Below are 13039 nucleotides of genomic sequence, written 5' to 3'. Positions count from 1 at the left end.
ATGGGCGTACGCAAGGATCTGAGAAGGGCCCAGCGCCGCAGTGACCTCGCGGGGCGCGCCGAGGTCGAGTTGGTCAGGGACGCGCACGGGACCGTGCGCGAGGCCCGCACCGCCCCGCTCGTGGGGAGGGCCACCGCGGGCAGCACCGCCGACATCCCGTTCACCAACGCGGCCGAGGCCCCCGACGCGGTGGTCCTGCGCCGCAAGGAGGGCGGCCGCTGGCATCCGGTGACCGCGGCCGCCTTCGCGCGCGAAGTCACCGACATCGCGAAGGGGTTGCTCGCGGCGGGCCTCGAACCGGGCGGCCGGGTCGCGCTGATGTCACGTACGCGCTACGAGTGGGCGGTCCTGGACTTCGCGATCTGGGCGGCGGGCGGCCAGAGCGTCCCCATCTACGCGACGTCCTCGGCGGAGCAGATCGAGTGGATCGTCCGGGACTCCGGGGCCCGCCTCCTGATCGCGGAGACGGCGGAGAACGCGGCGACGGCCGAGGAGGCCCTCCGCACCCACTCCGCCCCGTCCCCCGACGGCGGCCCCCGCATCCGGCACATCGACGGCGGCGCGATGGCGGAACTGACCGCTCTGGGCCGGGACGTGTCCGACGAGGAGGTGACCAAGCGGCGCTCCGCGCTCACCCCGGACTCCATCGCGACCCTCTGCTACACCTCCGGCACCACGGGCCGCCCCAAGGGCTGTGTCCTCACCCACGGCAACCTCCACGCCGAGGCCGCCAACACGGTCGACCTCCTGCACCCCGTCTTCAAGGAGATCACCGGGCAGGTCGCCTCCACGCTCCTCTTCCTGCCGCTCGCCCACATCCTGGGCCGCTCCTTGCAGATCGCCTGCATGCTGGCCCGCATCGAACTGGGCCACTGCCCGAGCGTCAAACCCGACGAACTCCGCCCCGAACTGCGCGCGTTCAGGCCGACGTTCCTCGTCGGCGTCCCGTACCTCTTCGAGAAGATCCACGACACCGGCCGGGCCACCGCGGAGAAGATGGGCCGCGCCGCGTCCTTCGACCGTGCCGAGCGGGTCGCGGTGCGGTTCGGCGAGGCGTACCTGGACAAGTTCCTCGACCCGAGCCGGCCGGGCCCCTCACTCGGCCTGCGCCTCGGCTGGGCGCTGTACGAACTCCTCGTCTACCGCCGCATCCGCAAGGAGGTCGGCGGCAACCTGCGCTACGCGATCAGCGGCGGCTCCCCCCTCGACCGCGACCTCAACCTCTTCTTCTACGCCGCCGGGATCATCGTCTACGAGGGTTACGGCCTCACCGAGACCACGGCCGCCGCCACCATCACCCCGCCGCTGCGCCCGCGCCCCGGCACGGTCGGCCTCCCCGTGCCCGGCACGGCCGTGCGCATCGCCGACGACGGGGAGGTGCTGCTCAAGGGCGGCATCGTCTTCGAGGGCTACTGGAACAACCCGGCGGCCACGGACGCCGTGCTCACCGACGGATGGCTGGCCACCGGTGACCTGGGGGCGCTGGACGAGGCCGGATACCTCACCATCACCGGCCGCAAGAAGGACATCATCGTCACCTCCGGCGGCAAGAACGTCTCGCCCGCCGTCCTGGAGGACCGGCTCCGCGGCCGCGCGGTCGTGGGGCAGTGCCTCGTCGTAGGGGACAACCGTTCCTACGTCGCCGCGCTGGTCGCCCTGGACCCCGAGGCGGTCGAGCACTGGCTGGCCGTGCGCAAACGCCCCCTGGAGACGCCGCTCGCCGAACTGGCCCGCGACCCGGAGATGATCGCGGAGGTCCAACGGGCCGTGGACCACGCCAACGCGGCGGTCTCCAGAGCGGAGTCCATCCGCAGGTTCGCGATCATCGACGGCGAGTTCTCCGAGGCTAATGGACTCCTCACCCCGTCCTTGAAGATCAAGCGCCATGCGGTGACGGCTGCGTACGCGCGCGAGATCGAGGCGCTCTACGGCGCGGGCGGGGAGAAGGACGGGGAGTAGGAGCGGGCATAGGGAGGCGCTTGCGCCGCGATCCGGCCGAGCTGCTTGTCGACGACGGCGTCCAGGGACAGCCGGGGGTCGCCCTGCGCGCCCCGGTCGCCGACGTCCAGGGTGAGGGAGCCGACGCGTACGAGGAGGTGGTGATCGGTGATCGTGGCCTCCTCCCGGCCACCCGCGCCGCGCGAGCCGCCCGGCTTGTCCATGCTCAGATCGAAGGCGACGGCTTCGTCGCCGAGGGCCGGGGCCTTCCGCACGGTGATCCGGGAGTTGAGCTGCCCCTCGGGCGTCCGCGCCACCAGGGCCGGGCAGGTCTTGAGCCCCGCCGACAACTCCCGGAACCGCCTCTCGGCCTCGCTTCCCGCGTACGAGGAGAGCCAGGACCTGCCGACCCAGCGCTGGTCCGTCCCCCAGAAGTCCTGGAGCACGGAGGCGGAAGCGTGGCTGGCGACGAGCGTGTCGAACACGTCCTGGCAGCCCGGGCCCTTCACGAGGACACGCGGCTTGTACTGGGGAGCGGGCCCCTGCTCCGTCACGCCCTCCACGCCGGGCACGTCCTCGGCCCGGAGCAGCAGCCCCTTGAGCTGCCGGACGGTCAGCGCCCGCTCGGGCGACGGCGACGAGGGTGAGGGCGATCGGGGTGGCGAGGCTGACCGTGGCGGTGACGCGGAGGCCGAGACGGACGCGCCACCCTGCGCCTCCCCCCGCCCCTCCTGCGCGGCACACCCCGCACCCCCGAGCACCCCGAGAACCCCGACGGCCCCCACGACCACACGCCACCTGACCGTCACCAAGACAGCCCCTCCAGATTCACTTCATTCCACTCCACCCGAGACGGCCAGACATTACGGCACCCCTTCCCGCACCCTCGGGCACGCCCAGGCGGCCTGTTCCCGTGAACCGGCACATCGCTCAGGCCGTGCGGAGCCGTTCGCGCAGTTCCTCGGCGCGGGGGCTGCCCATCTCCTCGTGGATGGCCAGGGCCCTGGCCAGGTCCTCCCGCAGGCGGGAGCGGTCGGCGCCGGGGCGTTCGGCGAGGGAGGCCAGGTCAAGGAGTGCCTCGGCCTCGTACGCGTACGCCTCGCGCTCCCGCAGCGCCCCCGCGGCCTCCCGCAGCGCGGGGACGGCTTCCTCGGTGCGGCCCAGGTGGGCAAGGGCCCGGCCGAGCGCGGCGTGGGCCCGGGCCGCCATGCGGTGATCGGGGTCGCGCAGGGCAAGCAGGTCCGCGCGGGCCCGCCGGAGCGTGGCGAGCGCCTGGGCGGGCTCGCCGTTCGCGTCCTGGGCGCGCCCGAGGAAGAAGGCGGCGATCGCGGCCCCGCGCACCTCGCCGGCCCGCGCGTTCAGCTCCATGGAACGTTCGTACGCCGCGATCGCGCGTGCCGGGTCGAACCGGTCCCAGTAGCGCCCGGAGAACTCCAGCGCGGACGCGAGCAGCACCGTGTCGCCGGACACCTCGGCGCAGGCCAGGGCCGCCGTCAACTCCCGCTCGGCCGCCGCGTGTTCACCGAGGTCCATGAGCGGGCGCGAAAGCAGGCTGCGCAGCCGTGCCTCGGCCGCCGGGGCGACCGAGGCCTGCGCGTACCGGGCACCCAGCTCCAGCGACTCCCGCCAGTCGCCCAGATGCCGGTGGTGCAGGAACAGCACGGTGAAGCACTCCGCCAGCTGCCACCCCTGGGTGTACAGCCGGTGCGCCCCGGCGGCGCGGAGCACCGCCATGATGTTGGCCCGCTCGGCCTCCAGCCACTCCAGCGGCCCGGGACCGCCACGCGCCGCGAACGGGTCCGCCCGCCCCTCCAGGAGAGGACGGAGATCGGCGACACGCGTCCGGTCGGCACGCACCGCGCGGTCGGCGAACGCGGTGAGCGCCAGATAGTGCGTCAGGACACGCCGTACGACGTCGGATGCGGCGCTCTCAGGCTCCTCGGCCGACGCGCGGGCGCGGGCATGGGCACGTACGAGTCCGTGGAACCGATAGCGGCGGTCCTCCGCCGTCTCAAGGAGGCTCATGTCCTCCAGGACGTCGAGAAGCAGCTGGGCGGCGCCCACGTCGGAGCCGAGCGCGGCGGCGGCCGTCGCCGCGTCGAAGCAGTGGCCGGGAAGGAGGCCGAGAAGCCGGTAGCCGCGCGCCAGCTCCGGCGTCAGCTGCCGATAGGAGGCGTCCAGGACGGCGGAGACCGGTGACTCGCCTCCCACGCTGAGCGCCGGCAACCGGCGCTTCTCGTCGTCCAGTTCGGCGGCGAGCGCCCCCAGGGTGAGGTGGCGGTCGTTCACCAGGCGTGCCGCCGCCACGTGGAGGGCGACCGGGAGCCCGGAACACAGGTCGGCCACGCGGCGGGCCGCGTCCGGATCGGCGGCGACGCGCTCCTCGCCGCACCGGTCGGCCAGCAGGAGCAGCGCGGCGTCCTGGGTGAGGGGCTCCAGGGACAGCGGCCGGGCGCCGTCGAGGGCGAGTTCGCCGAGCCGCGCGGTGCTCGTGGCGAGCACGGCACTGCCGGGCCCCTGCGGAATCAGGGCCCGCACCTGCGCGGGCGCGGTCACGTCATCCAGCACGAGCAGCATCCGCAACGCGGACGTACGACTACGGAAGAGCGCGGTCCGCTCGGCGAGGGACGGCGGCAGGAGTGTCTCGTCGACGCCGAGGGACCGCAGGCAGTGGCCGACGGCGTCCGTCACGTCCGCACCCCCGCTCCCGCCCGTGCCCCCGCTCCTGCCCGCGTCCGCGTCCCCGCCCGCACGGGCGCGCAGCGCCGCGAAGTCGACGTAGAGGCGCCCGTCGGGAAACCGCTCCCGCATCGTGTGTGCCCAGTGCCGGGCCAGGGCGGACTTGCCGACCCCCGGCGGCCCGGCGAGCACGCGCACGTCGACGTGCGAGACGGCGGCGGTGTCGCCCGCCGCGCCGCTCGCCCCGGCGCCGGACAGGTCGGCGATCTCCACGGTCCGGTTGATGAAACGGGTTTGGAGCGACGGGACTTGGGAGGGTGGCCCGTCGGGGCGCGGCGCGGGCGGTACGTCATAGGAGATGCCGGTCAGCGCCTGCGCGGGAGGCGTGGCGCGGGCCGCCGCGGAGGCGGACCCCTGCTCGCCCTCCTCATGCAACTCGCGCAGCAGTACGACGAGTTCCCGCGCCGTCTCGGACTCCTCCCGCAGCGCGTGCCGCAGCCTGCGCCGCAGCCGGTCCGTGGCGTCCCCCAGACGGTGCTGGTCCTCCGACCGCAGCGCCGCCGCCACCTGCTCCACGGCGGTCCGGAGCTGCTCGTCCTCGGTGTCGGAGTCCTCCGTGCCCGCGCCCTCCTGCCGTCGGCTGAACAGCCGGGTGAGCAGGGTCCGCGTACGCGTCCACGCGTCGGTGACCGCGAGACCGACCAGCGTGGTCGTCGCCCCCGACGCGGCGATCGCCGCCACCTCGACTGCCACCGGGCCGCCCCCTTCACGTACCGGCCGGGCTGCCGTATCAGCGTCGGCCTGCGTGTCGACGACCACCGTAGTGTGATCAAGGAGGGGTGTGTAGTGGGGCACTTGGGCGCAGCAGCTCGATGTCGCTCCGCGTGTCGCCGACGCGCAGTGTCACCGGGCCGTCGGCCGTCGGGCGGCCTGCCCGGAGCAAGGTGTAGACGACCGCGGCGACCAGCCCGGCGTCCATGGAACCCGAGGCGGCCCGCGCCAGGACGGTCCGGCCGTCGCGGAGGGCCACCAGGCACTCCCCGGAGGAGAGCGCGGTCGCGGCCAGCAGACTTCCGGGCCGGTCGGCCAGCGCGTCACGCACCCAGCGCAGGGCCGCGACCTGTGTGGGCGCGGGGGCGGAGGCCACCAGGACGGAGGCGCTCTCGGTCAGCCGCCGGTCGCGTTCCTCGTCAGGCCGGACGCAGAGGTGCGAGTACTGGGCGCGGAGATGCGAGTACTGGGCGCGGAGATGCGAGTCGAGGTCCCCCTCCTCCTCGCCCCGTACGTCGGCGACCGCGGCGGGAACACGGCTGACGCGCACAGTGACCCGGCCACCGGCGTCGGCCTCCATGTGGGAGCCGACCACCCAGGAGGCGACAGCCGCCCCGGACTTGGCGGGTGCCGTGAGCGCGAGCGGGGCGGGCGGGGTGGCGGCCGCGGGCGGCTCCAGCCGGAGCAGGTCGTACAGAGCGGTACGCAGCCGGGCGAGCGCGGTGCCGGGCGCGTCGAAGGCGCGGGCGGCCACCGGGGCGTACCGCTCGGGCTCGTCCGCGTGGTCTCGTACGAGGGCCTCGATCTGCCGCAGCGGGCTGCCCTCGGGGTCGAAGCGGGGGGCGAGCCCCGCCAGGTCGGCGCCCGCGGTGCCGGGCACGGCGTCCGTCCCGTATGCGGCGAGGGCCAGGGGCTTGCCCAGCGCGGCGCCGTACAGCGTGACCGAGCCGTGGTCGCCGATGACGGTGTCGGCGGCCACGAGCGCGGGGCGCCAGTCGTGCACCGGCGGAATCAGCAGGAGACCGGCGTCGAGCGCCTCGGCTTGAAGGGCGCGGAGGTACCAGGCGCCATGGGCCGCCCATACGTTCGGATGCAGTACCAGCGCGACGCGGTACTCGTCCCAGGGCAGACCGGCGAGGAGACGCGCGGGCAGCCCGGGGTCGCGGCCGATGAGAGAGGTCGGCCCCCACGTCGAGCTGACCAGCACCAGGCGCTGGCCGTCGGCGACCCCGAGCGCGCGCCGGTAGTCGTCACGCCGGTCCGCGCTGACGAGCAGTTCGTCGAGGCAGGGATCGCCGATGAGCAGGGTGCGTCCGGCGCTCTTCGGGTGCGCGGCGAGCAACTGCCGCTCCTGTTCCGGATGCGATACGGCCGTCCAGGCCCGGCCCGCTTCGAGGAGCGCGTCGGGTGCCACGCCGGACAGACGGCTGCGGGGGGCGCGGGAGTCGGGCACGTACTTCTGGAAACCGATGCCGTGCGGGAGCACGAGGACCGGGCAGTTACCTTCCGGCACCTCGATGTTCTCGCTCGCGCTGAGGATCAGGTCGGGGTCGATGTGGGCCAACTGGTCCCACGGCATGACACGGCACCCCGAGTCGTACAGCAGATCGAGCGAGCCGTCGCCGAAGGCGGACGTCGGGTCGTGCGCGAAGACGACCGTCACCCGGGGGTCCGCGCGCAGCACCGAGGGCAGCGTCTCCAGGACGCGGATCGTCGACGTGAGGGTGCGCGTGGCGACGACGAGCCTGCGTTCACCGGGGAACGTGCTCCAGCGGTGGGCGTCGTGCCCGACGGGGGCGCGCAGGAACGGAATGTCAGCGGACCGCGCGGCCACCCCGAGCCCCCTCGCGCTCAGCGCGGGTTACGCGGTTCGCGGTTCGCGGTTCGCGGTTCGCGGTTCGCGGTTCGCGGTTCGCGGTTCGCGGTTCGCGGTTCGCGGTTCGCGGTCAGTGTGGGTAGCGGATCTCAAGCTCGCTCGCAACCTCTCCGGTCCCTGCCAGGCCACGCGCGGAAACCCCAGGTCGGCGGCGTGGGGCCTCATTGTAGAACTGCCGTCGGCAAGCGGGCGCGGGGCACCGCGGAGAGGCGCGGCGCTGCCGGTCGTGCGGGAGAGGCTGTTGGCGCCCCCGGCAGGACTCGAACCTGCGGCCAAGCGCTTAGAAGGTGTCAGGGCTTGTGCGATGTGCTCACCTGCGTCTTTGCCGGTCGCGCGTGAACGAAATTTGCCGAAGCGCTTGGTGTCATTTCGCCGCCATCTTGGCCGGATACTGACGGCGCATCACGGGCCCAGACGACGACCGCCCCGGGCCCACTGTAGGGGCTCGGGGCGGCGTCACGACGCGACTCCGTCATCGGAACGGAACGGCACACCTCGCGCGAAGCTGCCTGCCGCGTCGGCTCAGGTCGGGGGGTGGTTGCCTTCGTTCACTACATTGGATGTAGTAGACACGATTCCGCAATGGCATATCCCCGGGGAATGCAACGGGGCGCCCGGCAGGATCGGGGGATCAACCGCCGAGCGCCCCTGTCTCAGTGCCGACCGGTGGCGTCGGCTTGACCGTCGTCGACCGATCGGTGACCGGCGGCCAGCATCGGACCGCCGCCCCTGCGGCAACACGACGATCTGTCGGTTCCGGGGCAGCCTCCGCACACCTCTGCCTGAACCGGGGCAGTACAGCGCTCGGCGTTCTGAGTGACCATCGGTGAGATTCCTTCGGGGTGACGTGGACGGGCTTCGTATCTCCCCGCGAAGGGGAGGCGGTGCGAGGCGGACCGTCAGAGCGCGTCATGACGGACCGCCCCTGTCTCAGTGCCGACCGTCGAGCTCTGCCCGAAGGTCGACGATCGTGCAGCCGTTCAGCCCGCGCACGAGCTGCCCGGCGAGGACCCACGGCGCCATCCGGCCGCCGTAGGCGACGACGTCAAGATGCAGAGGCATCGGGCGCAGCCCGGCCGGCGAATAGACCATGCCGTAGACCGCGCAGACGTCGCTCGCAGCGACTCGCACGGCGACGGAACCCTTCAGTAGATGCGGGCAGTCGACAACCGCTTGACGGGCGCAAGGGAGGCACACGGGAGGGTGAGCCGTGAGTAGATTCTCCGGCCAGTCTTTCCAGTCGGTTCGGTTGTCCTCGAGCAGCCACAGCATGCCGCGGTCGTCACGATCCGCGGGCCCGCCGCATACCTGGCAGAGGAGCCGGTGCATCACTTCGCGCTGCCGCGGGCCGTGCACCTTGCCGTACTGTGCCTTGCCCTCGCCCTGCGCGTCTCCTTGCCGACGCCAGAGCACGCCGCGATCGTCGCGGTCCTCGGGGGTCTCGTCGGGGTATGCGATGCCGCCCACGCCGGCGAAGGCGATGACCGGCTCGGGAAGATTCTTGGGCAGATTCTCAGCGGACCACGACGCGATGTGCGGTACGACGCCGGGCCGGCTCGGTGCCGTGCTCACAGGCACCGCCTCAAAGCGGCAGCAACGCAATCGTGGACAGCGTTCGGCGGGGCGATCTGTGTTCGGGCAACGTACAGATCGCGGTTCGTAGCTAGGTGCACTCTGTACTCGTCTACCTCGGCCCGGGTCGCCCCCGGCGACAATTCCGCGAGCCCGACGACGAGCAGCACTTCGTCGAGACGTGCGGCCGCGGACGCCCATCGGGGATGTTTGAGCCGCAGACCGAAGTCGCAGCCCTTGAACCACAGTGCCGCGTCTGCGCCCTGCATGTGGATACGCGCGCCGACGGTAGGCACGGGCCCGCCATAGGGAGCGGCGCCAAGGGATGCTGCGACGCCTCGCATCTTGAGCTCGACGTCGTCTTGATCGACCTCGCCGAACTGCGGTGCCGGATAGGTGAGCATCACGACGCCGAACATCTTCCCCTCGGCAGTGTGCTCGAGCGACGTACGGACCGTGAGCGAGAGGATCAGCCCTGTCGACGGTGCTGGCGGGGCAATCTCTGCGTGTGCCACTCTGCCCGCGTTCATCGGGTGCCGCCCATGGACATGTTCGCGCCCGCGGCGGCGTACGCCTCGTACAGGGCGGCGCCGTCCGTGAACACCGCGCCTTTCGGAGCGACGATCCACGACCGCGCGTTCTGTGTGTGGGGAGCGATGACGGCAGGGTGCGGCACGAGCAACGCTTCTCCCGGGCCGAGTACGGTCGCGCCGTCCTGGTCCCAGTCGGCGGCCGAGCCCAAGGGCACGAGTACCTCGATGTGTGACTCGCTGTGCAACACGGGGCCGATGGTCGCGCCGGCGGTCCGCAGCGCCGTCACGGTTCGCCAACCGCGGCGACGCTCCATCTGTACGACATCCCACTGCACCCCCGCGGGGATCTCAGCGAGCTTCCCCTGACTCCACGCGATGAGTGTTTCGCTCACGGGGGCGCCGCTCATCTTGAGCCATTCGAGGGGCACGAACCCGTCGAACCCTCCTGCGGCGTCCGCTAGGTTCGCGCGTCGGATTCTGTCTTGTGTGCTGTGTGCCGGCGTGCGCTGTGGCAGCGCCTCGTTCGTGGTCACGTCTCGCTCCGCTCATCCGGAGTAGTCGGGGGGATCGACTCGGCGAGCATGCGCCCGAGCTCGGCGTGCAGCTCGGCGGCAGTATCGAATGTCAAGATCAGCCGACCGACCCCGAGCTCGGTGCCGTTCTGCGTGACCGACAGCGGCAGCGCGAAGCGGCCGGCGTTGGTCGTCTCTAACGATCCGTCCCGCACGATGCGTACGCCCTGCGAAGGGTTGGCGGTCAACGTCACCCCTCGGCAAGTTCGCTGAGTCGTCGTCATGTCACGGACCGTAGAGCGAACATGCAGAGGCGACCCGGAATCTGGTTCCGGGTCGCCTCTGGTTCCGGGTGGCCAACTACGCGAGCACACCTACGTGTTCAGCGATTTCGTGCAGTTCCTTGTGCATGTGCGGCCGCGGTCGCTTCAAGAGCGACTGCACTGCCTCGCGGACGAGGGGGAAGTATTTGATCTCTTCGGGTGACGCTTCCATGATCTGTCGCAGCATGTGCAGCGTGGCGTACTGATCGCCGTTCACGCGGTTCGCGTGCATCACCTCGACGAGATACCGCGTCGTGCGCTCGAGCGGCAGCACGCCGCCCGGATCGGGAACGGTCACGTCGTCGGCGAGGCGCAGCGCCTCGACGACGTCGCCCTCTTCGGCCGCGAGGTGCACGCCGTGCATGCTCACGTTCGTCGGCCCAAACGAGGTGTGGAAGTCGTTCCGGTCCGATCCGAGCCGCCCAGCGACCGTGTCCGCCTCGCGAAGTAGGTCCCATGCCGTCGGAGCTTTGCTGTCGCGGACGGCGGCGATCACCGCGGCGAGGTGCAGCGCGCCGTACGCCGAGAGGTGCTCGGGTGTTGCGTCCTCGCCGGGTCGGCAGTGCGCGATCGTGCTGCGGGCGAGGTCGAGCGAGTCGCCGACCTCGCCGCTCGAGGTGAGGATGCCGCACACGTTCCACGCCGCCGCGGCGATCAGCGCCGGGTCGCCTGTCTCGTCCGCGATCTGCATCGCGCGGTCGGCTGCGCGTAGCGACAGCTTGCGCTCACCGACCCGGCGCAAGAACACCTGGTGCAGGTGCAGCAGTGAGACGAGCGCCCGGGTCGCCTCGAGCTCGTCCTCGCCGGTCGTCCTGCGCAGGGTCGCGTATGTCTCGGCGAGCAGTCCCGGCAGCATGGCGCCGACGGGTCCGTAGCGCTCCGTCTCCTTCTCGTAGATGCCCCATGCCTCGACGACTCGTTCGGCGAGCTGCGCCGCGGTGAGATCCTCGCCGGGCAGCCCGATACCGAGCAGCGACGGCGGTGTGTTGAGGGTGCGTCGGATCATCGGCACCGAAGGGTGTTCGGCGCTCCCGGCGAGGCTCAAGTCGATCGCCGGGCCGACTAGGTCGGCGACGTTGTCGAGCCCGAGTTCCCGGCCGATTGCGATCAACATGCTCAGTGAGTCGATGCTGTGTACGTTGCGCTCGACCTTGCTGAGCCAGTCCTCGGAACGGGCGACGAGCCCGGCGACTGCTGCTTGCGTCTTACCGGCGCGCGTTCGGTAGAACTTGATCCGCTCCCCGGTGGTCAATCCATTCAGATTCATGCGTGGGTTCCCCTTGTCGGGTGAGAGCACTCAACACCCAGCGTACGACTGCGCATTGTCGGGCGCGTGGGTCATACTGGGATGCAGCCCCTTCGGGGAGCACTCAACGACCCTCGTCGACTCATCTCGACGGGGGTCGCTCCGTTCCGGACCAGGAACGACGAAAAGCGCCCCCATCCGGCCGTGAGGCCAGACAGGGGCGCGATATGAGGCTCAGTTCACGAGCGACGGCGTTCCGTCGGCAGCCCGAGAGCGCTCGGACTCGGGGTCGGTGAGGGGTCCTCGGGTGGTGGCGCTCCGTCCCGTCGGCACACGAGAGCGTCGGGGTCGTAGTCGGGTGCCTGTAGCGAGTAGCCGTCGGGGCATGTCTGCCCGCTCTTCCCGTCGGCGCCGTCTGCGCCGTCGCGTCCGTTCGTGCCGTCTTTACCATCGGCGCCCGGCGGTCCGGCCGGCCCCGGGGGGCCGGTCACGGTGGCGCCCGGTTCGCCCTGGTCGCCCTTCGCGCCGCTCGGCCCGGGGACCGTATCCGGTGTTGCGCCGGGCTTACCGGGCTCGCCCTGGTCGCCTTGCTCGCCGCGGGCGCCCCGCGGTCCGGCCGGTCCCGGGATCGGTACCGGCACCTTCGCCCGGTCGGGCAGATCCTCGACCGCGCGGGCAGGGTCCGGCGCGGCCGGTGTCCCGCCCTTGGCTTTGATCTGCGCCCGCAGCACGCGCACGTCGCCGGCGAGAGTCGTCACTGCGTCGCCGCGGGCGTTTGCTTCCGTCGCGAGCCCGGCGGCGCGTTGGTCGGCGTCGTCGATCCGTAGCCACACGAGCACGATCGCGCCTGCGAGGACGAGCAACACCGCGGCGACGGCGAACGATCGCCACCGGTGCGCGAGGGCAGCCTGAGCGCGTGTCACGTGGGTTGCCCCCCTAGCTCGACGATGCGCTCGCGCAGCCGGCTGTTCTCGGTTGTGAGCGACGTGATCTCGGTTTGTAGCCGTGCCTTATCGGCTCGCTCGCCGGCGAGCTCGGCGTACGCCGCGGCGAGCAGCCGCTCGTTCTCAGCGATCTTCGCCGCGAGCTTGTCCCGCTCTTCTTGCAGGTTGTCGACGAGCGTCGAGTAGCCGCCGAGTACGGCGCCGGATTGCGAGGCGCTGTTCGCGCCCCGCGCCCCAACGATGGCGGCCGCGGCCGCTGCGAGCCCGACGACGATCGTGCCGACGGCGCCGAGCGTCGCAGCGTCCACGCGCGTACCTCCGATGATCCGGGGTGAGTGAACTCCCCTTACTGAGCGAGGGGACCGTCGGGCGATCCCGCGCCGGGGCCGAGCCCGACCGTGCGCATCGGCGTCGCCGGGTCCCTCGATTCGGGCAGGGTCGAGCCGGTCCCGATGCGGCCGAGCCGACCGGCGATCCACCCCTTCGCCGAAGCGAGGACGAGCCCGACGGGCGCCGCCCACCACACGGACACGTTCGCGAGATCGGTGATCAGGATCGCGAGCGCCGCCTCTGCACCGGTCCAGCCGGCCCGCTCGAGAACGTCGTACCTGAGATTGTTGAGCATGGTCTGCACTTCCTGTCTGA

At 71.8% G+C, this 13039-nt stretch carries 12 protein-coding genes; 1 reads left to right on the top strand and 11 read right to left on the bottom strand.

Going from position 1 to position 13039, the window contains the following annotated elements:
* The gene (locus DMA15_RS12820) at nucleotides 1-1959 is read left to right on the top strand and encodes an AMP-dependent synthetase/ligase (protein ID WP_125512897.1); all 1959 of its coding nucleotides are present in this window, start codon (nucleotides 1-3) and stop codon (nucleotides 1957-1959) included.
* Here the strand turns inward: DMA15_RS12820 and DMA15_RS12815 are convergent.
* The 11 genes from DMA15_RS12815 to DMA15_RS12765 all read right to left on the bottom strand — a co-directional run bounded on the left by DMA15_RS12815 (nucleotide 1926) and on the right by DMA15_RS12765 (nucleotide 13019).
* Complete coding sequence (locus DMA15_RS12815; protein ID WP_125512896.1) at nucleotides 1926-2747, bottom strand: hypothetical protein; 822 nt, start codon at nucleotides 2745-2747, stop codon at nucleotides 1926-1928. The two genes, DMA15_RS12820 and DMA15_RS12815, sit on opposite strands and share 34 nt — an antisense overlap.
* 121 nt (nucleotides 2748-2868) lie before the next feature.
* Complete coding sequence (locus DMA15_RS12810) at nucleotides 2869-5370, bottom strand: NB-ARC domain-containing protein (protein ID WP_125512895.1); 2502 nt, start codon at nucleotides 5368-5370, stop codon at nucleotides 2869-2871.
* A 76-nt stretch (nucleotides 5371-5446) separates the two neighbouring features.
* Entirely contained in the window at nucleotides 5447-7222 is a 1776-nt protein-coding gene (locus DMA15_RS12805) for a hypothetical protein (RefSeq protein ID WP_240659774.1), read from the bottom strand.
* A 972-nt stretch (nucleotides 7223-8194) separates the two neighbouring features.
* Nucleotides 8195-8836, bottom strand: coding sequence for a hypothetical protein (locus tag DMA15_RS12800; RefSeq protein ID WP_125512894.1), 642 nt, complete (start codon nucleotides 8834-8836; stop codon nucleotides 8195-8197).
* Nucleotides 8833-9351 carry a hypothetical protein gene (locus DMA15_RS12795; protein WP_125512893.1) on the bottom strand — a complete coding sequence of 173 codons (519 nt, stop codon included), beginning with the start codon at nucleotides 9349-9351 and terminating at the stop codon, nucleotides 8833-8835. The genes DMA15_RS12800 and DMA15_RS12795 overlap by 4 nt, the downstream gene beginning before the upstream one ends.
* An 11-nt stretch (nucleotides 9352-9362) precedes the next feature.
* Nucleotides 9363-9902, bottom strand: a complete 540-nt coding sequence (locus tag DMA15_RS12790; RefSeq protein WP_240659773.1) for a hypothetical protein — start codon at nucleotides 9900-9902, stop codon at nucleotides 9363-9365.
* Nucleotides 9899-10165, bottom strand: a complete 267-nt coding sequence (locus DMA15_RS12785) for a hypothetical protein (RefSeq protein ID WP_240659772.1) — start codon at nucleotides 10163-10165, stop codon at nucleotides 9899-9901. Before DMA15_RS12785 ends, DMA15_RS12790 begins: the two co-directional genes overlap by 4 nt.
* Before the next feature lie 76 nt (nucleotides 10166-10241).
* The gene (locus tag DMA15_RS12780) at nucleotides 10242-11501 is read right to left on the bottom strand and encodes a helix-turn-helix transcriptional regulator (protein ID WP_240659771.1); all 1260 of its coding nucleotides are present in this window, start codon (nucleotides 11499-11501) and stop codon (nucleotides 10242-10244) included.
* Between the two features lie 188 nt (nucleotides 11502-11689).
* Nucleotides 11690-12373, bottom strand: coding sequence for a collagen-like protein (locus tag DMA15_RS12775; protein ID WP_125512892.1), 684 nt, complete (start codon nucleotides 12371-12373; stop codon nucleotides 11690-11692).
* Nucleotides 12370-12702, bottom strand: a complete 333-nt coding sequence (locus tag DMA15_RS12770; protein ID WP_125512891.1) for a hypothetical protein — start codon at nucleotides 12700-12702, stop codon at nucleotides 12370-12372. Before DMA15_RS12770 ends, DMA15_RS12775 begins: the two co-directional genes overlap by 4 nt.
* A 38-nt stretch (nucleotides 12703-12740) precedes the next feature.
* On the bottom strand, nucleotides 12741-13019 hold the full coding sequence (locus DMA15_RS12765; protein ID WP_125512890.1) for a hypothetical protein: 279 nt from the start codon (nucleotides 13017-13019) through the stop codon (nucleotides 12741-12743).
* Nucleotides 13020-13039: the final 20 nt, after the last annotated feature.

The organism is Streptomyces sp. WAC 01529 (assembly GCF_003945545.1).
GTDB classification, from domain to species: domain Bacteria; phylum Actinomycetota; class Actinomycetes; order Streptomycetales; family Streptomycetaceae; genus Streptomyces; species Streptomyces anatolicus.
The sequence above is the reverse complement of the archived record's forward strand: the minus strand, read 5'-3'. Positions and strand labels throughout refer to the sequence as shown.

What these genes read in the sequence shown, in the direction of transcription:
- DMA15_RS12820 (WP_125512897.1), top strand. Translation starts at nt 1, where the DNA reads ATGGGCGTACGCAAGGATCTGAGAAGGGCCCAGCGCCGCAGTGACCTC.
- DMA15_RS12785 (WP_240659772.1), bottom strand. Translation starts at nt 10,165, where the DNA reads ATGACGACGACTCAGCGAACTTGCCGAGGGGTGACGTTGACCGCCAAC.
- DMA15_RS12765 (WP_125512890.1), bottom strand. Translation starts at nt 13,019, where the DNA reads ATGCTCAACAATCTCAGGTACGACGTTCTCGAGCGGGCCGGCTGGACC.